At 40.4% G+C, this 21,030-nt stretch carries 30 protein-coding genes; 8 read left to right on the forward strand and 22 right to left on the reverse strand.

The features are described from left to right. Nucleotides 1-69 precede the first annotated feature (69 nt). Nucleotides 70-333 carry a hypothetical protein gene (locus FXF70_RS05280; RefSeq protein ID WP_017359682.1) on the forward strand — a complete coding sequence of 88 codons (264 nt, stop codon included), beginning with the start codon at nt 70-72 and terminating at the stop codon, nt 331-333. Nucleotides 334-382: 49 nt separating this feature from the next. Here FXF70_RS05280 and FXF70_RS05285 read toward each other — a convergent pair whose 3' ends face one another. From FXF70_RS05285 to FXF70_RS05305, 5 genes are all read right to left on the reverse strand, one after another. After that, the gene (locus tag FXF70_RS05285; RefSeq protein ID WP_007500752.1) at nt 383-1,213 is read right to left on the reverse strand and encodes a M15 family metallopeptidase; all 831 of its coding nucleotides are present in this window, start codon (nt 1,211-1,213) and stop codon (nt 383-385) included. A gap of 68 nt (nt 1,214-1,281) precedes the next feature. After that, nucleotides 1,282-1,977, reverse strand: a complete 696-nt coding sequence (deoD, locus tag FXF70_RS05290) for a purine-nucleoside phosphorylase (RefSeq protein ID WP_007500754.1) — start codon at nt 1,975-1,977, stop codon at nt 1,282-1,284. A 110-nt stretch (nt 1,978-2,087) separates the two neighbouring features. Next, nucleotides 2,088-2,405, reverse strand: coding sequence for a YodL domain-containing protein (locus FXF70_RS05295; RefSeq protein WP_007500756.1), 318 nt, complete (start codon nt 2,403-2,405; stop codon nt 2,088-2,090). A 54-nt stretch (nt 2,406-2,459) separates the two neighbouring features. Further along, nucleotides 2,460-3,068 carry a phosphatase PAP2 family protein gene (locus tag FXF70_RS05300; RefSeq protein ID WP_065460571.1) on the reverse strand — a complete coding sequence of 203 codons (609 nt, stop codon included), beginning with the start codon at nt 3,066-3,068 and terminating at the stop codon, nt 2,460-2,462. Between the two features lie 51 nt (nt 3,069-3,119). Further along, nucleotides 3,120-3,290, reverse strand: a complete 171-nt coding sequence (locus FXF70_RS05305) for a YozD family protein (RefSeq protein WP_065460573.1) — start codon at nt 3,288-3,290, stop codon at nt 3,120-3,122. A 119-nt stretch (nt 3,291-3,409) separates the two neighbouring features. Between FXF70_RS05305 and FXF70_RS19190 the strand changes: the two genes are divergently transcribed. Continuing rightward, nucleotides 3,410-3,544 carry a hypothetical protein gene (locus FXF70_RS19190; RefSeq protein WP_017359686.1) on the forward strand — a complete coding sequence of 45 codons (135 nt, stop codon included), beginning with the start codon at nt 3,410-3,412 and terminating at the stop codon, nt 3,542-3,544. Here FXF70_RS19190 and FXF70_RS05310 read toward each other — a convergent pair. The 7 genes from FXF70_RS05310 to cgeC all read right to left on the reverse strand — a co-directional run bounded on the left by FXF70_RS05310 (nt 3,541) and on the right by cgeC (nt 9,641). Next, nucleotides 3,541-4,221, reverse strand: coding sequence for a hypothetical protein (locus tag FXF70_RS05310; RefSeq protein WP_008346441.1), 681 nt, complete (start codon nt 4,219-4,221; stop codon nt 3,541-3,543). The two genes, FXF70_RS19190 and FXF70_RS05310, sit on opposite strands and share 4 nt — an antisense overlap. Nucleotides 4,222-4,368: 147 nt before the next feature. Then, nucleotides 4,369-4,593, reverse strand: a complete 225-nt coding sequence (locus tag FXF70_RS05315) for a YozE family protein (protein ID WP_003215834.1) — start codon at nt 4,591-4,593, stop codon at nt 4,369-4,371. Nucleotides 4,594-4,672: 79 nt separating this feature from the next. Next, the gene (locus FXF70_RS05320) at nt 4,673-4,954 is read right to left on the reverse strand and encodes a YokU family protein (protein ID WP_048003315.1); all 282 of its coding nucleotides are present in this window, start codon (nt 4,952-4,954) and stop codon (nt 4,673-4,675) included. A gap of 2 nt (nt 4,955-4,956) precedes the next feature. Further along, a complete protein-coding gene (gene kamA / locus FXF70_RS05325) occupies nt 4,957-6,357 on the reverse strand; it encodes a lysine 2,3-aminomutase (RefSeq protein WP_008346434.1) in 1,401 nt (466 codons plus the stop codon). A gap of 116 nt (nt 6,358-6,473) precedes the next feature. Further along, nucleotides 6,474-7,850 carry a sigma-54 interaction domain-containing protein gene (locus tag FXF70_RS05330; protein ID WP_099496567.1) on the reverse strand — a complete coding sequence of 459 codons (1,377 nt, stop codon included), beginning with the start codon at nt 7,848-7,850 and terminating at the stop codon, nt 6,474-6,476. 156 nt (nt 7,851-8,006) lie between these two features. Continuing rightward, a complete protein-coding gene (locus tag FXF70_RS05335) occupies nt 8,007-9,302 on the reverse strand; it encodes a glycosyltransferase family 2 protein (RefSeq protein WP_099496568.1) in 1,296 nt (431 codons plus the stop codon). Nucleotides 9,303-9,320: 18 nt separating this feature from the next. Beyond that, the gene (gene cgeC, locus FXF70_RS05340) at nt 9,321-9,641 is read right to left on the reverse strand and encodes a spore maturation protein CgeC (RefSeq protein ID WP_007500768.1); all 321 of its coding nucleotides are present in this window, start codon (nt 9,639-9,641) and stop codon (nt 9,321-9,323) included. A 208-nt stretch (nt 9,642-9,849) separates the two neighbouring features. Between cgeC and FXF70_RS05345 the strand changes: the two genes are divergently transcribed. Both FXF70_RS05345 and FXF70_RS05350 read left to right on the forward strand, forming a co-directional pair. Then, complete coding sequence (locus FXF70_RS05345; protein ID WP_007500770.1) at nt 9,850-10,251, forward strand: hypothetical protein; 402 nt, start codon at nt 9,850-9,852, stop codon at nt 10,249-10,251. A gap of 183 nt (nt 10,252-10,434) precedes the next feature. Next, nucleotides 10,435-11,229: a CgeB family protein gene (locus FXF70_RS05350; RefSeq protein ID WP_231947208.1), complete on the forward strand. Its 795-nt coding sequence runs from the start codon at nt 10,435-10,437 to the stop codon at nt 11,227-11,229. Nucleotides 11,230-11,257: 28 nt separating this feature from the next. On the opposite strand, the gene FXF70_RS05355 is transcribed toward FXF70_RS05350, so the two are convergent. Continuing rightward, the gene (locus FXF70_RS05355) at nt 11,258-11,980 is read right to left on the reverse strand and encodes an acylneuraminate cytidylyltransferase family protein (protein WP_008346422.1); all 723 of its coding nucleotides are present in this window, start codon (nt 11,978-11,980) and stop codon (nt 11,258-11,260) included. Between the two features lie 265 nt (nt 11,981-12,245). Here FXF70_RS05355 and FXF70_RS05360 point away from each other — a divergent pair, with 265 nt between their 5' ends. After that, on the forward strand, nt 12,246-13,274 hold the full coding sequence (locus tag FXF70_RS05360) for an SDR family NAD(P)-dependent oxidoreductase (RefSeq protein ID WP_017367463.1): 1,029 nt from the start codon (nt 12,246-12,248) through the stop codon (nt 13,272-13,274). Nucleotides 13,275-13,326: 52 nt separating this feature from the next. Here the strand turns inward: FXF70_RS05360 and msrB are convergent, their stop codons facing one another. Further along, nucleotides 13,327-13,758, reverse strand: a complete 432-nt coding sequence (gene msrB, locus FXF70_RS05365; RefSeq protein ID WP_041091280.1) for a peptide-methionine (R)-S-oxide reductase MsrB — start codon at nt 13,756-13,758, stop codon at nt 13,327-13,329. Then, on the reverse strand, nt 13,758-14,291 hold the full coding sequence (gene msrA, locus FXF70_RS05370; RefSeq protein ID WP_060832402.1) for a peptide-methionine (S)-S-oxide reductase MsrA: 534 nt from the start codon (nt 14,289-14,291) through the stop codon (nt 13,758-13,760). Before msrA ends, msrB begins: the two co-directional genes overlap by 1 nt. Before the next feature lie 138 nt (nt 14,292-14,429). Between msrA and FXF70_RS05375 the strand changes: the two genes are divergently transcribed. From FXF70_RS05375 to FXF70_RS05385, 3 genes are all read left to right on the forward strand, one after another. Next, entirely contained in the window at nt 14,430-14,861 is a 432-nt protein-coding gene (locus FXF70_RS05375) for a MarR family transcriptional regulator (RefSeq protein WP_007500780.1), read from the forward strand. A 52-nt stretch (nt 14,862-14,913) separates the two neighbouring features. Then, entirely contained in the window at nt 14,914-15,174 is a 261-nt protein-coding gene (locus FXF70_RS05380; RefSeq protein ID WP_008346413.1) for a hypothetical protein, read from the forward strand. A gap of 117 nt (nt 15,175-15,291) precedes the next feature. Then, nucleotides 15,292-15,960, forward strand: a complete 669-nt coding sequence (locus FXF70_RS05385; protein WP_136944856.1) for a DUF4397 domain-containing protein — start codon at nt 15,292-15,294, stop codon at nt 15,958-15,960. A 188-nt stretch (nt 15,961-16,148) separates the two neighbouring features. Here the strand turns inward: FXF70_RS05385 and ypmT are convergent, their stop codons facing one another. The 7 genes from ypmT to ilvA form a co-directional block, all read right to left on the reverse strand. Continuing rightward, a complete protein-coding gene (gene ypmT, locus FXF70_RS05395) occupies nt 16,149-16,346 on the reverse strand; it encodes a protein YpmT (protein WP_008346409.1) in 198 nt (65 codons plus the stop codon). A 24-nt stretch (nt 16,347-16,370) separates the two neighbouring features. Continuing rightward, nucleotides 16,371-16,937 (reverse strand): YpmS family protein, encoded by a 567-nt coding sequence (locus tag FXF70_RS05400; protein ID WP_024718556.1) that lies wholly within the window; start codon nt 16,935-16,937, stop codon nt 16,371-16,373. Nucleotides 16,938-16,946: 9 nt separating this feature from the next. After that, nucleotides 16,947-17,708, reverse strand: coding sequence for an SGNH/GDSL hydrolase family protein (locus tag FXF70_RS05405; protein WP_025207511.1), 762 nt, complete (start codon nt 17,706-17,708; stop codon nt 16,947-16,949). Nucleotides 17,709-17,777: 69 nt separating this feature from the next. Continuing rightward, nucleotides 17,778-18,368, reverse strand: coding sequence for a cytochrome c oxidase assembly protein (locus FXF70_RS05410; RefSeq protein ID WP_007500791.1), 591 nt, complete (start codon nt 18,366-18,368; stop codon nt 17,778-17,780). Nucleotides 18,369-18,390: 22 nt separating this feature from the next. Then, nucleotides 18,391-19,233 carry a DegV family protein gene (locus FXF70_RS05415; protein WP_008346402.1) on the reverse strand — a complete coding sequence of 281 codons (843 nt, stop codon included), beginning with the start codon at nt 19,231-19,233 and terminating at the stop codon, nt 18,391-18,393. A 187-nt stretch (nt 19,234-19,420) separates the two neighbouring features. Then, complete coding sequence (locus tag FXF70_RS05420; RefSeq protein ID WP_008346400.1) at nt 19,421-19,672, reverse strand: YpmP family protein; 252 nt, start codon at nt 19,670-19,672, stop codon at nt 19,421-19,423. A 36-nt stretch (nt 19,673-19,708) separates the two neighbouring features. Then, nucleotides 19,709-20,977: a threonine ammonia-lyase IlvA gene (ilvA, locus tag FXF70_RS05425; protein ID WP_008346398.1), complete on the reverse strand. Its 1,269-nt coding sequence runs from the start codon at nt 20,975-20,977 to the stop codon at nt 19,709-19,711. Between the last annotated feature and the right edge of the window lie 53 nt (nt 20,978-21,030).

A 21,030-nucleotide genomic window follows, 5' to 3' on the forward strand; every position in this document is an offset into this window, starting at 1 on the left:
TTGTCCAAACTCTATGAAGTCTTTCGCATAGGATAAGAGTGAAAAGAGTTTGTCATAAGGAGGAAAAACATGGAGCGCTACTATAAACTTTGTCAGCAGCATATGGGGAAAGTAGCTAGAATTACTGATCGAAATGGCAGAGTACATGTTGGACGTATTGAGCGGGTGTCAAACCGCAAAGTTTATATCCGTCCAGTCGGCGGGTCCCGCAGGGGCTTAGGCTTTGGCTATTACGGAGGTTATTACGGAGGCTATTATGGCTGGGGTCCAGCTTATGGCATCGGTCTCGGTTTTATTACCGGCTTCGCATTAGCAGGTTTGCTCTTTTTTTAAAACGGCGTATAAAAGAAGGCCTCCCAGCTTCAGGAGGCCTTTTATTTGTTTATATTTTCTTCACTTTGTTCATATACTCTTCGAATGTTAAATCATGATCGTGCATCGCTTTTGCAGCTTCTTTCCCTACATAGCGCAAGTGCCACGGCTCATATTCATATTTTGTGATGTCTTCTTTCCCTTTTGGATAACGGATGATAAAGCCATATTTATAAGCGTTTTTGGCTACCCATTTACCATCAGGTGTTTCACCAAATTTTTCAGAGATTTCAAAGCCGGCACTTTTTGAGGAAATATCCATAGCTAGACCTGTTTGATGTTCACTTTCGCCTGGTAAGGCTACGGCTTCTTGGGCTTTTTCTTTCCCTTTTAGTTTCACTTCACTATCAAAAATGACTTTTTGACGATCATAGGAACGATAGCCAGATACTGCTGCGAGCTCAAAGTTTTCCTTTTTAGCACCTTTGAATAACTTCGCAAGTGCCTCCGCTGCTTCTTTTCGAATATATCGTTTTTCAATATCCTCTGAAAAAGAGAATTCCACTTTTGGTACAACGAGATCAGAAGGTTTATAGGTTCCTGGCAGTGCATATTCTTTGTTCACTAAAGCAAGCACATTTTCAGGGTTTTGAATGGTCTTCAGTCCGCTCACTACCTTGATGTCATTGAAATATTCACTCTTTAACGTCAGCTCTTGATTAGATGAATCTGCCGTATCGTTTGAGTTTTGCTGGGATGATGAACTTGCTGCGTTCTTTTGTTCGTTTGTTTTGTTAGATTCAGTGGTACCGCTTTTCTGATCCAGCAACTGGCAGCCTGATAATGCGGCCGTCAAACCAAGAATCGATGCGATTGAGAGTATTTTATAGCTTTTCTTCATGACATACCTTCCTTTTGCTCTACTAAAAAAATAAAGATGCGCTACATCGTAGCACACCCTTTATACTATTATAAAACAGAATCTAGTGCAATTAAGATCATTTCGTCAAATGTCGTTTGACGCTCTTCAGCAGTTGTTTCTTCTCCTGTTAGCACATGATCGCTCACTGTCAGAATCGACAACGCTTTTCTGCCAAATTTTGCAGCAAGCGTATAAAGAGCCGTTGTCTCCATTTCGATCGCTAGAATTCCATATTGGTCCATCAGCTCAAGTGGTTTTTCATTATAAAACTGGTCTGCTGTAAATACATTCCCAACACGCACAGCTACATTTTTCGCTTCTGCTGTGTCGTAGGCTTTTTTCAGTAAACCAAAATCAGCACATGGTGCGTAATCAATCGGTCCAAATGCCACACGGTTCATTTGAGAATCTGTTGATGATGTTTGAGCTAAAATGACGTCACGTACATTGACATCTTTTTTGATCGCTCCGCAAGAGCCAACACGGATTAAGTTTTGAACATCATAGCTTTGGATCAGCTCATTCACATAGATCGAAATAGACGGTACGCCCATTCCAGTACCTTGTACAGAAATGCGTTTTCCTTTATATGTTCCAGTATAACCATACATGCCGCGCACTTCGTTATAGCACACAACATCTTCTAAGTATGTATCTGCAATATATTTCGCACGAAGCGGATCGCCTGGCAGCAATACCGTTTCTGCAATTTGTCCTTTTTCTGCTCCAATATGTACACTCATTTTTTAGCCTCCACTTACGTTTAACATGTGTTTAGTCCCATTTATTATAAACGATTGCGTTCAAAAAAGAAAATACCAGCTGAAAGTAAAGCTGGCATCGTCGTTTATATTTAACTCATCGTCATTAGGCGTTCACTGCGTTTCCATCCTGCCGGAAAGAGCTGGTAGTAGCACTTCCCTTTTTTCTGGTCATCAATCACAACGATATCCCCAGTTGTGATAAACCGTGCATTGTAATCATTAGGGACTGTATCTTGTACATTAAATGTCGAGAATGCTTTTTCCAGTACATCAAGGTGTGTCCTGCCGCCAATCTTTGTCCGGTACACAGGCTGATGCCCGCTTTCTGCACCATATTCAGGTGTTTGATAAATGGTTAAGTGATAAGCTGAAGGTTTCTTTTGAAAAAATCTCAACGTCAATTGCATTCAAATCCCTCCCCTTTTATATAAAATTGGCTGGGATCTATGAATTTCCTTCTTCTATTTTTGTCGAATGACGGACAATTTTTCGTCAATCTTTTTACATATGAGAAATAAAGCTAGTCCTATCGCAAAGCCTCCTGCTACATCAGTGACATAATGAACACCGATATACATCCTGCTGATGCCGATCATCAGCACACAACATCCTGTCACCATATAGACTGCTTTTTGTCTCTTTTTCAGCCACGGAATCATTTCAATGAATAGATAGGCGATAAATGGATAGATCGTTGCTGCATTCATAGAATGTCCGCTCGGAAAGCTGTAATAGGTCTCATTCACTAGATGATCAAAGGCCGGACGCTCTCTAGCAAACAGTCCTTTCAGTTCATGATTGACCGTTTTTTCTGCTATATATAGTAGAAAAAGCAGCATAATAGAGTGGTAGCGTTTATACATAAACAGCATCACGCTAAAGATGAGCATGATTGGGACAAGCAGCGCACTGATACCAAAGTCAGTCAAAGTCAGCATGACATCATTTAAAAAAGGAAGTCTAATGTTCTCAAACGATAAGATGATCTGGTTGTCCAATTCCTGAAACTTACCAGATACCATAAGCGCAGCGATGGCGCCAAACAAAAGGAAAAAAATGATCACATACACGCGAAACAATTCCCCTCCCTTTCTACTCAGAATCTCTTCAAAGTATAGTGCCTACCGTGCCTCTTCTTCAACTATCATTGCTTTCCTCAGCATATATTCAAATGTAATATCGGCAAGCTCAAACGTTTCCAGCTCAGATGGTATGTACCCTCTTTTGACCAGCTCCATGTAGAAGAATTCTGCAATTTCCTCTGTATCAATCACCAAATCTGCTTCTTTCATTGCTTTCCGCCTCCTTTTTTATGATGTATGAACGCTGCCTTATTTTTATTACAGTTTGTCATAATGGCTCATTCCATACATATAAATGCAGTAAACGAAAAGAAAAGGGGCATGAGGCAATGAAATGGTTAAGCATTTTAGATGGACATACTTTTGATCAGGTGATGGGCCGTATCTTGAGGGGATGGTTTTATGTGATTGCTTTTTTCTGTGTTCCTTACTTTTTATTCGTGTTAGGACAAGTCTTCTTTTAACCAAAATGCTCGTTTAAACTTTCCAAAATAAAGTCCATCATATCCTTATATTCTGGGTCTTTGAAAAATTCATAGAGAATTTTATAATCATTGTAAATATCAAGAAGCTCATCCACTATAGATACAGCGAGAAATTCTAGTGATGCTTCGCTTTCTTGTTTCTCTTCTAACTGTAATAGAGCGGTTTGCACCATATCTTCCTCTATTTCTTTTGAGGTTTCTCCAACGTAATGCACAAAAAGAAGCTGATGAACAAACTGATCCATCTCATATTTCCTTAGAACAAGCGTCAAGTCTTCTTCTTCTGTTTCCAACCATTCTCCGTCTTTTAACCTTGTCAGTTCATAAATGACATCTTCCCAGCCATCTTCAAGGTAACGCCATATTTCAGTCCGATGACCAATGATTTTAAATAGCTCTTTCCCGTAATCCTTTACATATACAACATCGCCAATGAGGAACTCATATTCAATGTCCAGCTTTTCTGTATCCACTATCACCCCGTCGTACTCATCGTAAAGCTGGAGTGATGTTTCAAAATAAAGCACCTCATTATGATTGACCTCATATAAATAATGCTGGTCAATTTGATGGACTTTTGTTATCGTTCCAACTGTGCCGTACATGACAACGACGACAATATCCCCTACTTTATATTTTGGTGCTTTCGCCTTCATTCTGTCTCCCCCTTGCCCGACTTTTGGTCTTAACGTATCGTATGCCGGCGCAAGGAATTCTGCATGGGCAACCACACCATGCAAAACGCCATTTTATTTCTTCATGAAAAAACCGCTTCTTCCATACGGAACAAGCGGTTGTGTGTGTTATTTTTTTTTGACTTCTACTTCGTATTGCTCAAAAGCCTCGTCAAATGTCGTCATGGAGCTTAAATAGTCCCCATTTAACTCTAAATAGGCACATAGCTCATGATAATCAGTGGATGCTTTAGGAAAGCTGTGATCTTCATAAGCAGCATTTGCAAAATGACTGATTTCATCCTTCGGTTTTGGATGTCTATACTTCATTAAATAATGGTAAAACGACTTCACCTGTTTTTCCCTCCGCGACACTCTATTTTGTTGTTATATTATACAGGAATTTGATGACTTGTATAGGCGGAGGTACAACTTATGAAGAAAAATCAAAGTAATTACGCTTTAATAACCGCTCCATGCTCATTAATTCTGCATATAAGATTTTTTCTGGAAGTTTTGTTTGATCGACTAAAATTAATTGATCTTCTATCTCTTTTACTGTCTCATCCTTCTGATACGTCATCCCGCAATGCGTGCAAGAAATCGAAGGCGTTTCCAAAATCTCAATCGATTGTGTGCCCGTGATGAGTTCCCAATAGACTGTGGTCTGTCCTGCGTTCGCTTTCTTCTCCTCACACCAATCACATGTCAGCAACTTTATTTCTCCTCCTTTACGGTTTGTTCTTTTTTGAGCTGGGCTTGATATTTCTTCTCTTTTAATTCATCTCGTTTTTCACGTTTGTTTTTGAGCGTATCATGTTCAGGATTCGTTTCATAAGACTCTCTTCGTTTCATTCGGCTTAAATTTTCAGGCGTAAAGGATCTTGCTTCATCCTCAAATAGAGCAGTTATGCCAATGGCGGGTTCTTTCTTTTCTTCATAGATTTCATTAAAATACGCATCTGCTTGGCCTGCGACGTAATGTTCTGGCTCCGGATAAGAGGTGATCACACCTTCAAAGTTACGCAGGACCACTTTCTCTGGGCTTTGAGATAATAAATAATTTGGCTGTAAGGTGATCTTACCTCCTCCGCCTGGTGCATCTACAACAAAGCTTGGCACGGCATAACCACTCGTATGTCCTCTTAAGCCTTCAATGATTTCAAGGCCTTTTGAAACCGGTGTTCTAAAGTGGCCGATCCCCTCAGATAAATCACATTGATAAATATAATAAGGTCTGACGCGAATCATGACGAGATCATGCATCAGCTTCTTCATAATTGGCACACTGTCGTTAATTCCTGCTAGGATCACCGCCTGATTACCAACAGGGACGCCAGCATTGACAAGGCGCTCACACGCTTCTTTCGCTTCTTTTGTGATTTCAATGCTTGTATTAAAGTGAGTGTTCAGCCAAACTGGATGATATTTTTTTAAAATCTCACACAATTCATCTGTAATTCGCTGCGGAAACACGACCGGTGCACGTGTTCCAATTCGAATGATTTCAACGTGAGGAATGTCTCGTAAGTTTTTCAAAATGTATTCAAGCACTTGATCATTAATTAACAGCCCGTCACCGCCTGAAATTAACACATCCCGCACTTCAGGGGTTTCTCTAATATATCCAATGGCGGCATCTAATTGCTTTTTCGGCACGCCCATCCCGATCTGACCGGAAAAGCGCCTTCTCGTACAATAGCGGCAGTACATGGAGCACTGATTTGTGACAAGAAACAGCACACGATCTGGGTAGCGGTGCGTTAAACCTGGAACAGGTGAATCCTCATCTTCATGGAGCGGATCTTCGAGGTCATATTTTGTTTTATGAAGCTCCTCTGCAATTGGTACAGACTGCATACGAATTGGGCATCTTGGATCGTCTGGATTCATCAGTGAGGCATAGTAGGGTGTTATGTTGAGTGGAATGGTTTTCGTGGAAATTTTCACCCCTTCTTTTTCCTCTTCTGTTAAGTTCACGACTTTTTCTAAATCTTCAAGCGTTTTGACCGTATGCGTCAGCTGCCAAATCCAGTCGTTCCACTTTTCCTCGGGTACGTCCTTCCAAAGTTCAATGTCCTTCCAATGTCGCGCAGGTTGATACAGTTTTTGATTCATATCCATTCCCCCTATCAGCATTCACTTTATACTATGCAAGTTATGTGCCAACATGGGAAAATGCCCCTATTCTTTACAAAAGGAGCTTTTCCGTCACATTCACCTGTTTGAAGTGCCTACTTTTCGGCATCTGTATATTTTTTTAGTTTATACTGCAATGTTTGTCGAGGAATCTTTAAAGCGGCTGCTGTTTGCTTAATATTCCCTGCGTGCTGTCTTAAAGCTTCTTGAATCAGCGTTTGTTCAAATGACGTCACTTGACTTTTTAATGAGGACTCTGGTGGATGACTTTCTATCTGATGCGTCCGCAAATGGGCAGGGAGATATGCTGGGGTGATTTCTTCTGCTTCCTTTGGCATCATCAAGACGGCATGCTCGATCGTATGTTTTAATTCTCTGACATTCCCTGGCCACTGATGGGCCATAAATACTTGGACAGTTTCTTCTGAAAGGCGGTTGACGTTTTTTGAAAATTGCTGATGATACATTTGAATAAAGTGGCGGGATAACAGCTGGATATCATGCTTCCTGGTGCGAAGCGGCGGGATATGAAATGATGACACATGCAGTCTATAAAATAAGTCTTCTCTTAACATTTGTTTTTTAACGGCTTCAAATGGGTCGATATTGAGGGCAGTAATCACTCTGACATTTACTTGAACCGCCTTTGCATCACCTATCCGGCGGACAACACCATCCTCTAACACACGCAGTAATTTTGTTTGAAGCGTAAGCGGCATCGCTTGCAGCTCATCAAGAAAAAGCGTACCGCCATCTGCTAATTCAAACAGCCCCTTGCGATCTATTGCGCCCGTATAACTTCCTTTGACAGACCCGAATAAAAGACTTTCAAGCAGCGATTCTGGAAGAGCAGCGCAGTTTTGCGGGATAAAGACTTGATCTTTCCGATCAGATGCATGAACAATCGCTTGTACGAGTACCTCTTTTCCTGTCCCAGTTTCCCCGAAGACCATAACCGACGAAGGATATGCAGCAGCTTTTTTCGCTTTCTCCAGCATCTCTTTTAAGTGTGGATCATTTGTTAAAAATGAAGAAAAATCGAGCATTTGAGTGGTCTCCGCGGCACCATCCGTTCGTTTTTTTTGATCTAAACGATTCGAAAGCGCCGACAGCTTCGACACATCCTTCGCTACTTCTACCGCCCCAATTAACTTACTGCCTTCCATAATGGGCAGTGTGGTGTTGACGGTCTCAATTTTTTCTCCATTTTTGTTCAAATAGGTTTGCAACGAATGATAAATGGGTTTTCCTGTTCTAAGTACATGCATGAGTGTACTTGTCTTTTCAGTTAATGAAGGATACACATCCAGTATGTACTTGCCAATCACCTCTTCTTTCGCTAAACAGTCGAACTTCGCTGCATTATGATTATAAAAGATGGTGACCCCTTGATCGTCTACAACGTGAATCGCTTCATCGATGGCTTCTAAAATTAATTCAAACCAATCCGCTCTTTCGACAACCTTCCCCACTATTTCCCCCTCACTTTCTATGCCGAAAATTCGGCACTGTATTGCCCAATTTTCAGCGGCTTGATGATGTTCAACGTGTTCCTCTATCCTTTTCACGATTCGCTTTTTCCTGTCGATCTCCTGCTTTTTTCATCTATTCTAAAAAAAGCACCCCTCTTAGGAGGAGTGCTTTCGCCCTGACGTTTGATAAAGAGACAAGTCAAATTCCTGAAGAGACTCCATATACAGCGGCACAATTGGCTTTCCTTCTTGAAAAAATGCAAATTGAGAAGGCTGTAGTTTGATTGGCTGATGGTAAAATGCAAATATTTTCACTACCTCAGGGACAATGCGGCAAAAGGTATCATGCACAAATAAATAGACATCTTGTTTCCATTTGAACAGCCGTCTATTTGGCGGGCTGAATATTGGAGATACTTGAATGATGCTGCCTTCCTCAAACGTCTCCAGCTGCTCTTTTGTTACCGTGTATATCTCCTTTTGGTGAAACTGAAAATATTGCACATCACGTTTTGAAGCAAACCGTCTTTTTGTCTGATGTTCAATATAATAAAATGTTCTGCCGTTATCTGCGGTGACGACTGTATAATTTGGGACTGTCAGCGGCTCGTTCATTTCATATTTCATCGCACATAACGAGGGAACACGAATCGCACGCCTGTTTTTTTCATTCACCCAGCGCCTGTCAATACGATGAAGATATCCGTGAGCGATTTGATAATAAGCGCCTTCTCTTTCAATCACAGCTCCGTCAATTAAATCGTAGGGCATACTCGCAAACATATGATGGAATGATTGTGGCGTTTTATATGTGGTATCAAGTACTTCTTGTAATGGAAAGAACGCAGCAAAATGATTCAGTCTCATCCAAAACACAGAGTCAGCATGATGCCAATGTTTTGGTTCGTCAGCCCAGTATTGTCCATATTTTTCATGAATAAGCGAAAGCAGCCGGCTTCTATGCATAACAGAGCAATGGTCGACTTGAAAGGATGCATGCTCCAACACTTGATCTGCTTCTCGAACGAAGCTCGCCGTTTCCACCAAATGCTGATTCACATGCACGACACGTTGCGAGGAATAGACGATATCTATGTGAGGCTTCGATTGAAAAACCTCGACCATTTTCTCTAAACGATCTTTTCTGTAGACTGTATCATCAGTTACATAACAAACCAGCTCACCTGTTATACGTGTTAATGCTTCATTAATTAGCGTTGCATAACGTACAGTCTTCAGCCGGTTTGCAGGATGAATTTGATGAGAATACAATTGAATGCGCTTATCCACTAAATAAGGCTGCATCTTTTGGATCGTTTCTTGTTCAGAGCCATCATCCATGATCAAAAGCTCCCAATGCTGATACGTTTGTTCTACCACACTCTTTAACACACGTTCAATGAAATCAGGTTTGTTGTAGCTTGTTAATATCACTGATACTTTCATGACCATTATCCTTTTTTAAATAGATTAAAAAGCCCCCCAGCTGACAATGTTCACATAAGGAACACTTACTCTTAGCTGATTTGTCGCATTTTTAAAGACTGCTACTGAGTCAAACAATTGTACGACAACCACGTTTTGCAACACATCTCCATTGACTAAATGAACACGCGGCAGCGGAATACCGAGCTCAAGCCACGGGCGCAGCAATTCTTTAATCTCTGACGCACTCCCTTCCTCACTTTCCTCTAAAAGATGAAGAAGAAGTATAATCAACACAACTTCAAGTATTCCTTCTGTTTCTAGTAATTCTTCGTTCCAGCCATTTAATAGTTGTTCAAATTCCATTCAGATTCCCTCTTTCTTCTCGTTTGATCTTTACTAGAGTATGAGGATCACTTCATTTAGCATCAGCATTTGAAAACATTTTTCAAAAATGTGTGAAGTCATTAAATGAAAAAAAGAACAAGGAATGAGCATTCTGCTTATACCAAAAAAAGAGAACGGCATATACATAGTGGTGTGTTTGAATGGATGAAGAAAGGATGGGGAAAACATGAGCGAAAAGCGTGCCGAATTAAAAAAAGAGCTGTTAAAGCTGTTTTTCAAACCGCTTAGTCATGCGTTAACAGTTAATCTCGAAGAAGGAGGAGTTCAAGTGGAAGAAAAATTGAACGATTTATTTAGTGAGGTAGCAGCTGAAGCATCACCTTCAGATTCTGCTACAACACTCGACGTATCTCAACCAGCAAGATGGATTTTTGCAAGACTTGCACCTGGAACAGTCATTAGCATTGTCATGGACTCAGGTGACTTAATCGGACCCGTTCAATTCGTATCATTCGATGCTTCAACAGGTGTTGTTTTCGTCACACAAGAAAGCTCTGTGACACCTACGGGCTCTGCAACGACTCTATTAGATGTAGATAAAGTAGAAAGTGTTACGTTCACATCTTAATGTGAGAGGGCCATCATGAAGCTTCTTTATATCAGCTCTGGCTACGGTGGAATCTATCGGATGTTTGATCAATGGATAGAAGATAGCTTCATTGATTCCCCCTTTTCATGCATCAAGGTGGAAAGGGAAACTCTACCCGCTTATATGCACAAAATCCGGACATTTTCTCCGGATTTTGTTTTCATGATGATCGGTGATCATATTCCAACAGAACTGCTTCATCAATTCAAACAAGAAAAGATCCCCGTTGTACTGTGGATGACAGAAGACCCTTTTTATATAGATGTGTCAGCTGCATGCGTAAGTGATGCACAGCTGATCTTAACGATTGACGAAGGTGCTTTGTCATTTTACAAACAAATGGGGGCTGATCACACGCACTACTTTCCCATTCCAACCAATACACACGTATTTCAGAAAAAAGAATCACCACATGAGTCGTGCATTTATGACATTGCACTCATTGGCTACCCTTATCCAAACCGCATCAAAGCCATCAATACACTCTTACATCAAAACAAATGGCGCATTCTCGTAGCAGGAAAAGAGTGGCATCGCGTGTTGAATAAATCACGCAGACGATATCATGATCTCTCACTGATGACCCACTGGCTGAGTCCCGAGCAGATGGCAAACATCTATCAAACATCAGCCATTGTTCTGAATCCGCACAGGCCCGCGCAATTTGCCTATAATCAAAACAAAGCCAATGTTCAAAATATGAGTCTTAACAACAGAGCATTTGATATCGCTGCAAGCGGAGGCTTTCAGTTGACAGATCTACAACCGTCACAGGCATTTTCAAGCTTCGCTTTTTACACACATGAAAACGATTTGATTAAGCAGGTCGAGCACTATGTAAAAAACCCTCAACAAAGACAATCGGTTGCAGAGAACAATTACGAGCAAGTCATTCGCTGGAACACATTTGATACGCTACCTTACAGACTTTATGAAATAGTCAAAAGCGCCCTATGACCGGGCGCTTTTTCTAATTGTCATCATCTTATGCCGTTCCTTCTGCATCTTGTCGAGCCAATAAAATCTTCTCTGCCTTTTTCCGATCCTCCTCACTTTTCACAACAAGCGATTGCGCATGATCCATCATATATGCACCAACAGATCCTTCTAAAAAGGAATGAATGCATTCTTTTGCATATGGAACATGAAACGCATAGACAGCTCCATTTAAACGCCCATACGTATAAGGGTGCTCCTGAGTTGGTACAAAAAAATAATGATTGTCCTTATACAGGCTGGCTTCATTGGTGTCATGAAGTGTCCAAGTTTCATTTGGATTTTCTAACGCCTCTGTAAAAGAAGCAGCACAATCATATCCTCCCTCTACTAGAAGCTGTAAGCAGTTCTCAATATCTGCCGTCTGCCTTAGTGGTGATGCTGGATGCAAATACAAAACAATATCAAACGTTTTTCCCTCTCGTTCTAAATAAGCAAGTGCGTGCTTCACAGCTACTAAAGAAGGTGTTTGTTCCGTCACATGTGTGCTTGGCAGTTCAATCACATTTGCTCCATAGTGGGCCGAAATGATTTGAGTATTCACATCCTCTGAAGATACGATGACTTCATCTAATTCAATCATTTGTAATAATGGCTGAATGGTCCAATAGATTAGCGGCCGCTCCGCCAATACGCGAATGTGTTCAGCATGATGCCCCTGCTTGCTGCTAAAAGCTGGTATCATGGCTAAAATACGATTTCCCCTATACATGTATGATCTTCTCCCCTCGCGCAGCTCAGTATCAGTGAATACATTCTGAGAGCTGAACTGATCGCCGTACTGATCGCCGTACTGAAGTCTTCAGGTGCCTCGCTATTCTACTTAATCTTCTATCTCTACATATTCTATTAAGTCGTCAAGCAGATGGTTATAATTGGTTCACCTAATTTATGCATGAAGTGGTTCTTTTCCTCAAACGTCTTCCACTCTTTCACATATGATGCAAAGTAGAGAATTGAGAGTTGGGGGATTAGATATGTCCAAACAAATAGAAACGAGTTTGAAGACCTTTTTTCGTGACAAAATCATCTTGGTCACAGGCGGTACGGGTTCGATTGGCCGGCAGATTGTGAAAAAATTAACAGCCTGCTCTCCTAAAAAGGTCATTGTCTTCAGTAAAGATGACAGTAAACAATACATGATGAAAAATGAATATGCGGCGCATCCAGAGGTTGTATTTGCACTTGGAGATGTGAGGGATGCAAGCCGCGTCAGGCAGCTTGTCAAAGGGGTAGATATCATCTTCCATGCAGCTGCACTCAAACAAGTACCCACCTGCGAAGATAATCCGTTTGAAGCTGTCCAAACCAACATCATCGGCGGACAGCATGTCATCGAAGCAGCACTTGAACATGAAGTCAGTCATGTTGTGAACATTTCAACCGACAAAGCGGTTTCTCCGACAAATGCCATGGGAGCTACAAAATTAATTTCAGAAAAATTGTTTTTTCAAGCGAATGAAAGTATTTCAAATCAGAAAACGAGATTTTGCTCTGTCCGGTTTGGCAATGTGCTTGGATCAAGGGGTTCCGTCATCCCCATCATGCTTCAACAGTTGTTAAATGAACAACCTCTAACTGTAACTGATCCTAAGATGACACGCTTTTTTATGTCTATCGAAGAAGCTGTATCCCTCACACTTGAAGCAGCTATCATGATGAAAGGCGGCGAAACATTCATCCTCAAGATGGAGTCATTACAACTGGCTGATCTATTGAAAGCATTTCATGAATATGCCGGTCAGATCAACGTTCCTTCTCCTGATATTCTCGTTGTCGGCAAAAGACCTGGAGAAAAACTTCACGAGGAACTCACATTCCCTCACGAGGGAGATGCACTGTTTGAACATGAACAATTTTACGCCATTTTACCAAGACCACATCTTCACCCTCATTTTCAAAAAGTCCATTTGACCCATTACACATCAAACGAAGCACCGCTCATTACAAAAGAGAAACTGTTTCACATCATTGAACAATTACATCATACACACCATAAAAAATAAAAAAATCGTCACACGGAAGCAGCTGACTTCCATGTGACGATTTTTAAATCAATTATTGAAAGATGTGTTTCAAATGACCGTAGCCTTCTTTTTCAAGCTCATCCTTCGGGATAAACTTTAAAGCGGCAGAATTAATACAATACCGAAGACCGTTTGGCCCTGGGCCGTCTGGGAATACATGACCAAGGTGAGAGTCGGCCGTCTTACTGCGAACTTCTGTCCGCACCATGCCATGGCTCGTATCTACTTTCTCTTCTACCTCTTGATCTTCAATCGGTTTTGTAAAACTTGGCCAGCCGCAATGGGCATCAAATTTATCTAAAGAAGAAAACAATGGTTTGCCTGAAATGATATCTACATAAATGCCCTCTTCCTTATGATCCCAAAATTCATTTTGAAATGGCGGCTCAGTTCCATTATTTTGCGTCACTTCGTACTGCATTCGGTTTAATTCTTTGATGCGCTGCTCTTTTTCGTTAGCCATTATTTATCACTCCAATGAGATTGAATAAAACCTGCTCTGCCCGAACCGACATGGTATCGTTCGTAGTGCATTTTGTTCTTTTTATAATAATGCTGATGATATTCCTCAGCAGGATAAAAAGGGCCAGCCTCTAAAATTTCTGTCACGATTGGCTTTTGGAAAATTCCGCTTTGGCTCAGCTGCTCTTTTGATGTTTCTGCAAATTGCCTTTGTTTTTCATTGTGGACATAAATCCCTGTACGGTAGGACTCTCCTCTATCACCAAATTGTCCTCCATCATCTGTTGGGTCTATTTGCTGCCAATATAGTTCTAATAGCTTCTCATACGGAAAAACGTCTGGATCAAAGGTAATTTGAACGGCTTCTCTATGGCCTGTCGTATTTGTACATACTTCCTCATAGGTTGGATTCACTGTATGTCCGCCAGTATACCCTGATTCAACTTTGATAATGCCTGGCTGTTCATCAAAAGGTTTAACCATACACCAGAAACAGCCTCCAGCAAATGTGGCTAATTCTTGTTTTTCAGACATATTAGTGCCCCCTTCATTTAAAAAATGGTATCATCATATTATAACATGATAAAAAATAATGAAAATGATACGACTTGTATACCTAAAAACAAAAGAAAGCATTCTGTCGTATCTTAAAATATAATGGGGGTTTAATGATTGGAACAAAGAAAACAAATGATGTATGAAATGGATACTTTACTGAGAACCGTATTTAAGCAAATACGTTATGAAATTAACAGCCTGCTTGAAAACGAATTATCTCGGAATGAATTTCTCATTTTAAATCTGCTGCGTGAACAAGGCGCAAAAAAAGTAACGGAATTCGCCTCAATTCTCGGTGTATCAGCAAGCCATATTACAGCTGTAACCGACACACTTGTAGAAAAAGGCTGGATCACTCGTATCCGTTCAAAAGAGGATCGACGCATCATCAAAATCCACTTAACCGATAAGGGTAAGGAAATTACTGAGCATTTTGAGAAAAAGAAAACAGAATACTTCATGGAACGATTTGAATCATTTGATGATGAAGAACTGAAAACGATGATCAAATTATTTAAAAAGCTGGATAAAAGTCAAAAGGATTAAGCATAGATTTTAGCGTGGAGGACATGCTACGGATAAAAAGGTGGAATGAACCATGACAAGTCCATATCTTTGTCCGAACTGCAAAACCAACAGAACGCGTTTTAATCTCATCGAGCAGCATTCAGAACCTGTGAAACTTGATCCAGCAACTGGAGCGATTGTCGAAACATATGAAGGAGATCAGCTTTCTCCTTTTCACATGAACTATCAAGGACCGAAAATCAAAGTCCAGTGTGGCGTTTGCGGATTAATTGAGGATGAAAAAACGTTCATTAAGTTGGCTGAATATCATCAATATTCATCTCCTTCTTAATACGAGAGCCTGACACTTTTTGTCAGGCTTTTTTCTATGTTTCTTTTGCCTATACAGATCGTCCCTTTCTTGCATACGCTACAAAAAACACATTGCAGAGAAAGAAGGGATAAAGACGTGCAGCAGCTCTACGAGATGAATCAATTTCTATATCGTCCATTAGCTACCTTTCCCCCATACCATCCGAGACACACCATTTCCAAAGCTGTTATTCGATTATTTCACGCTGCACCGGATTTAAGTGAGCTTGCTGTATTTGTAAATCAGCAGCCAATCCAAAAAAAGCTGCCATACGGTCAGCTGTCTGCTTATATGGAATGGGATGAGGGTGTTTATGAGATAGAAGTATTCAAGCTGGCTACAAAAGAAAGAATTCTTTCTTCTCGTATGATGATTAATGGAAACGAGACTTACACGCTATGTATCACAGGAGCTCGTACCGGCTTTGCGCTGCTCACAGAAAAGCAAGACTCGCTGATTAAGCAAGAAGAGCTATCAGCACTCACGTTTATCCAGCTGTCACCAGACCTCCCTTTCATTGATATATATGAACGAGATCAAGGCATGTTATCAAAGGAGCTCGGATATGTGAACGGCACCCAAACCCACCACTTCTCTCCGAATAAGTATCACTTTGAATTAAAAGCTGCCGGTACTCAAAGTGTACTGCTAGATATTCCGAAAGTTCACCTGCAAACAAAGCGGGCCTATCTTATTTTACTTCATGGATTTGCAAACGGAGAGCCAGAGCTAATGGCAAAAGTCGTCTTGTCTCACCAAATGTAAAAAGAGCCTTTCCAAATGGAAAAGGCTCTCAGTGTGTAGACAAACCCTCTCATTCGGTGTCAGTCCTGCGTGCCGGTGCTCACGAATGTCACATTCACTCCGCGCCGGTACTCGTGCTTCCTAGAATGCAAAGGTTTTCAATCACGCTGAAAAGAAGACAAATAGCCTTTCCAAATGGAAAAGGCTATTTACGAGACATCTTCAGCTTTTTCTTGTTTTTGAAAATCAAAAGCAAGAATCATGGTACCTAAAAATAATGCACAATAGGCGATATTTAAGTAAAACTGGTCGATATTTTCTGCTTTTAAATGAGAGGCAGCTGTCATGCCAAAGTATGCAGCAAATAAGAGCGACAGTAAACTAAAATATTGATAGACTCGCTTCATCGTTTCACTCCTGACTTACACGTTCTATTGCTTTGGATGATAATATGAGAATTCAATTTCATCATTCTCAAGATCAATTTTGTTCGCTTTGACATACATATCATTCGTCAGCGGCATTTCTGAAAGGCGCACTTCCACCGTTTTTTGGTCTGGTTTCACATGAACGAAATCAGGCAGTTCATAGAATTGACCCATGTAACTTAAAACAAAACTGATTGGGATGCTTAATTGTCCAATTGAAAAGTCATCTACTTTCAGCAGAACATCCCCATTATCTTCAACAGATGGTGTAAATGATACATTTGCATTAATCGTTGAAGAAAAAGCTTTGATTGCACCTGTTACTTTCACATCTTGGTCAATCGCAACATGAAAGTCGGGCATATCGCTTGATCCTTGGTTTTTCAAATAATCATTGACAAAGCTGGTGAGTGATTCTTTTGAACTAGAAATGTTAAAAGCATACTCGCTGTTCACTTCTTTTTTCGAAGCGGATTGATCGCTCGGCAGCAGCATAAAAATACCGCATACAAGAACAATCAATAGATTAATTGACAGTAAAATAAAAAATAAACTCTTCCATTTTTTCATCTTTTCACCCTATTCCTTCGGCAGTCCTTCTTTTTTCACTTCTGAGAATAAACGATTTGCCATAAGAGAGTACCCCTTTTGGTTTGGGTGGAAATCATCATCTGCCAGTAATTTTTCATCTTGATCATCTTCAAATAAATCTGCTACATCGATCATATCAGCATTGCCGTCTTTTTTTAGTTCTTTTTCGGCAGCAGCATTCCAGTCTTTGACGACCTCATCAATGTCTCTCAGCTCAGACAAGCTGAACTTAAAAGGATTGTACATACTGACATACATGATCTTTGCATGGTCATTATGCTCTCTTAATTGAGCAAGAATGGTCTTAAAACGCTCTTCAAAAGGACCTTGCTCTTTTTGAAAAGGAGCAAATGTCAAGTTGAGCACATTTTGACGGACGACATGCATTAAGTCATTTCCGCCGATCGTAAAGAAAATATAATCAGCGTCTTTCAGTCCATCCTGCACTTTTTTTTCTTTTAATCTTTTTAATAAATCTACCGTTCTACTGCCTTTAATGGCATAGTTTTTTAATGTAACAGACTGTACACCGTCCACCGCTTCTATCTTGTCACGGGTGATGCCGGCATACCCTTTTTTATTTTGATCTCCGATTCCTTCTGTTAAGGAATCTCCAACCGCTGCGATCGTAATATGTTCTTTTACGTTTTGTGTGTCTTCTAGTTTATCCTTTATGCCAGCCTCTTGTGCGGAACATGCAGAAAGAACAAAAGCTAGAGACATCACAATCAAAATCAAACGAGCCTTCAAACGATGATGTCCCTCCTTTTTCTGATTAAAAAAGTGTATCATGTTTTCGCTCATTTGAACATCCTTATGCTAGCTTCGATTCAGTGTTTTGATGTCCTTGATGATTTCATCATATGGCGTATTTTGAACACCATCATAGTTTTTCATCACTTTTCCTTCTTGATCAACGAGGAAAAACAGAGATTGGTGTATCACTTGGTCTTCGTCTTCAGGTTTTTTCACAATCGTCTTAAAGCTTTTCATTGCAAATTTTTCAATCGCTGACTGCGAGTAACCAGTGAGAAAATCCCAATTTTTAAAGGATAATGGATATGCTTTTGCAAATTCCTTTAGCTTTTTCGGTGAATCCACCTCTGGATCGACGCTAAATGAAATAATGTGCGCATCCAATTTTTCTTCTTTTAACCGTTTTTGTAGCTCTGTCATATGTGCGGTCATCGGCGGGCAAATCGTTTCACAGCTTGTGAAAATAAAATCTGCCACCCAGACTTTCCCCTTTAAATCGTCGAGAGACACCTTTTGACCATCCTGGTTTTGATACTCAAACGGCTGGATTTGATAATTTAATGCATCCTTGATTTGTCCATTTGAACATGAGACTAAAAGAAGCACGCTTATAATCGTAAGCGCACCAAATAAGGCTCCCCTTTTTGTATACATGACCATTACATCCCCTTTTCAATCAATCGGTATAAAAAGTAAAGCCTATAGCGCCCTTACCAGTATGACAGGAAATAATCGGTGTTGTATAAGCGATGTCAACTAGTGCATCAGGTGTGTGATCAAGCAGTGCTGCTTTAAGCTTTTCTGCAAGTTCTAATGCGTCTGCATGTGCAATCCCAATGGCCTGAACGGTTTTCCCTTTCACCGCCTGTACATACTGTTTTGTCAAATAGCGGACAAGAGCGGAGTAACTTCTCACATTCGCTTCTGGTGTGTATATGCCGTCTGTTAAGCTGGCAATTGGTTTAATATGAAGAAGTGAACCGATCAGCGCCTTTCCTCTTCCAATTCGTCCACCTTTCACGAGATTTTCTAATGTATCGATTGTGACAAATAGCTTTGTTTTAAGACGAATTTTGTCCATTTCTTTGAGGATGTCATCACGGCTTGCCCCTTTTTTTGCAAGCTCTGCTGCTTTGGTGACTTGAAACCCTAAACCATAGGAAATAAAATTCGAATCAATGACAGTGATATTCCCGTCTACCATTTTAGAAGCGCTTTCAGCAGTTTGAACCGTACCACTCATCCCACCAGTTAAATGGATACTAATGACTTCGCTTCCATCTGCCGTCAGTTTTTCATATAATTCGACGAATTGACCGATCGCAGGTTGAGACGTTTTCGGCAGTTCCTCAGCGGCCTCCATTTTTTCAATAAATTCATCTGGCTGTATGTTCACTCGGTCAATATAATCAACCCCAGAAATGGAGATATTGAGCGGAATGACATGAATGGAAAGATCACTGATTTTTTCTTGCGGAAGGTCCACAGTTGAATCTGTTACAATTTTAATTTGTTTCACTATCGTCTCATCCTTGCTGTCTTAGTCTTTACATATGATATTACCTTATTTCGTGCATACTTGAAAACAACTGTCAGAACGTTTTTGAAATTGTCACATTTTCTTCTTTTCATGTAAAAAATCCTTGCCAAGATGAGTAGCCCCCATTTGAAAATGGCCGCTCACTCTCTTTGGCAAAGATTCCAATTTACGCATTGTGTTTTAGTGTAGGCTCTTGGTAGATCTGTTCATATGTGCTCCACTTGACGTTACGTTTCACATCCTCCCTGAAAGAGTACACATGCCTCTTTCCCTTAGATACATAGACTTTTTTCAAGAAAGCTTCAAGTCTAAAGGTGAGCATGAAACCATAGGATTCATCTCCCTTTAAAACAGGGACTTCTGTTACCTTGATCTGAGCTCCATCCATCCGTCTAAAACATATTGTTTTGAGCAGCACAAACGATCAATCCTCTTTTCCAATTATCTGTTAAGCCTAAATAAATAGGTGGAATAAATCTTGATCTTTATTCACTTCAACATAGTGGAAGCCTTTTTTATTCATTCGGTCAATCAGCGCTGCATAGTCATCTCTTTCTTTCAATTCGATCCCAACAAGCGCTGGTCCTTTGCTTCGGTTATTCTTTTTCGTATATTCAAAGCGTGAGATATCATCATTTGGCCCTAACACTTCATCTAAAAATTCCCTGAGAGCACCTGCTCTTTGCGGAAAATTAACGATGAAATAATGCTGGAGTCCTTCATAAATCATGGAGCGTTCCTTGATTTCTTGCATTCGGCCAATGTCATTATTGCCTCCACTGACAATACAAACGACATTTTTCCCTTTAATCTCCTCACGATGTGCATCTAAAGCTGCGATCGGTAAAGCACCCGCTGGCTCAGCTACAATGGCACATTGATTATACAGCTCTAAAATGGTTGTACATACTTTTCCTTCTGGTACAAGACTAATCTTATCGACAACAGACTGAAGCGATGTAAACGTCTTTTCGCCAATACGCTGAACCGCTGCTCCATCTACAAACTTATCTATTGAATCAAGTGTGACAACCTCCCCTTTCTCGTGGGAAGCATGAAGTGAGGCAGCACCAAGTGGCTCGACTGCAATAATTTCTGTTTCTGGTGCGATATTTTTCATATACGTGCCAACGCCAGATAACAAACCTCCGCCCCCAACACTTGCAAATAAAAAGTGAGGCTCCACTTCGATATCATTTAATATTTCTACAGCAGTTGTTCCTTGTCCTGCCATGACATCTAAATCATCAAATGGATGGATAAATTCCCGCTTTTCCTTATCTCCGCATTTGACTGCTTCATGATACGAATCATCAAAGGTATCTCCGGTTAAGATAATGTCAACATATTCTTTTCCGAAAAGCTCCACTTGAGATACTTTTTGCCTTGGTGTGGTAGCAGGCATAAAAATTTTCCCGTGGATACCTAAATATTTGCAAGAATAGGCAACGCCTTGTGCGTGATTTCCTGCACTGGCACAAACAATGCCGTTTTCTAGTTTTTCTTTTGGCAACTGGCTCATTTTATTAAAAGCGCCTCTTAATTTAAAAGAACGAACAACTTGCAGGTCCTCTCTTTTTAAGTAGACATTACATTCATATCGTTCAGAAAGTCGCTCATTTTTTTGAAGTGGTGTATGAATCACTACATCCTTCAAATTTTGATGGGCTTTTAAGATGTCTTTCACTTGAATTAGCGTGTTTTCTTTGAGCAACGGTTTCATGTACAAGATCCTTTCTCTTTAACCTTATTTAATTTGTCATTATAACATGAATA

Source organism: Bacillus sp. Y3 (assembly GCF_008123875.1).
Lineage (GTDB): Bacteria > Bacillota > Bacilli > Bacillales > Bacillaceae > Bacillus > Bacillus altitudinis.

Bases quoted from the DNA above. Each gene is read 5' to 3' on its own strand.
- FXF70_RS05280 (WP_017359682.1), top strand. From the start codon at position 70: ATGGAGCGCTACTATAAACTTTGTCAGCAGCATATGGGGAAAGTAGCT.
- FXF70_RS05285 (WP_007500752.1), bottom strand. From the start codon at position 1,213: ATGAAGAAAAGCTATAAAATACTCTCAATCGCATCGATTCTTGGTTTG.
- deoD (WP_007500754.1), bottom strand. From the start codon at position 1,977: ATGAGTGTACATATTGGAGCAGAAAAAGGACAAATTGCAGAAACGGTA.
- FXF70_RS05295 (WP_007500756.1), bottom strand. From the start codon at position 2,405: ATGCAATTGACGTTGAGATTTTTTCAAAAGAAACCTTCAGCTTATCAC.
- FXF70_RS05305 (WP_065460573.1), bottom strand. From the start codon at position 3,290: ATGAAAGAAGCAGATTTGGTGATTGATACAGAGGAAATTGCAGAATTC.
- FXF70_RS19190 (WP_017359686.1), top strand. From the start codon at position 3,410: ATGAAATGGTTAAGCATTTTAGATGGACATACTTTTGATCAGGTGATG.
- FXF70_RS05310 (WP_008346441.1), bottom strand. From the start codon at position 4,221: ATGAAGGCGAAAGCACCAAAATATAAAGTAGGGGATATTGTCGTCGTT.
- kamA (WP_008346434.1), bottom strand. From the start codon at position 6,357: ATGAATCAAAAACTGTATCAACCTGCGCGACATTGGAAGGACATTGAA.
- FXF70_RS05335 (WP_099496568.1), bottom strand. From the start codon at position 9,302: ATGGTCATGAAAGTATCAGTGATATTAACAAGCTACAACAAACCTGAT.
- cgeC (WP_007500768.1), bottom strand. From the start codon at position 9,641: ATGGAATTTGAACAACTATTAAATGGCTGGAACGAAGAATTACTAGAA.
- FXF70_RS05345 (WP_007500770.1), top strand. From the start codon at position 9,850: ATGAGCGAAAAGCGTGCCGAATTAAAAAAAGAGCTGTTAAAGCTGTTT.
- FXF70_RS05350 (WP_231947208.1), top strand. From the start codon at position 10,435: ATGATGATCGGTGATCATATTCCAACAGAACTGCTTCATCAATTCAAA.
- FXF70_RS05355 (WP_008346422.1), bottom strand. From the start codon at position 11,980: ATGTATAGGGGAAATCGTATTTTAGCCATGATACCAGCTTTTAGCAGC.
- FXF70_RS05360 (WP_017367463.1), top strand. From the start codon at position 12,246: ATGTCCAAACAAATAGAAACGAGTTTGAAGACCTTTTTTCGTGACAAA.
- msrB (WP_041091280.1), bottom strand. From the start codon at position 13,758: ATGGCTAACGAAAAAGAGCAGCGCATCAAAGAATTAAACCGAATGCAG.
- msrA (WP_060832402.1), bottom strand. From the start codon at position 14,291: ATGTCTGAAAAACAAGAATTAGCCACATTTGCTGGAGGCTGTTTCTGG.
- FXF70_RS05380 (WP_008346413.1), top strand. From the start codon at position 14,914: ATGACAAGTCCATATCTTTGTCCGAACTGCAAAACCAACAGAACGCGT.
- ypmT (WP_008346409.1), bottom strand. From the start codon at position 16,346: ATGAAGCGAGTCTATCAATATTTTAGTTTACTGTCGCTCTTATTTGCT.
- FXF70_RS05400 (WP_024718556.1), bottom strand. From the start codon at position 16,937: ATGAAAAAATGGAAGAGTTTATTTTTTATTTTACTGTCAATTAATCTA.
- FXF70_RS05410 (WP_007500791.1), bottom strand. From the start codon at position 18,368: ATGTATACAAAAAGGGGAGCCTTATTTGGTGCGCTTACGATTATAAGC.
- ilvA (WP_008346398.1), bottom strand. From the start codon at position 20,977: ATGAAACCGTTGCTCAAAGAAAACACGCTAATTCAAGTGAAAGACATC.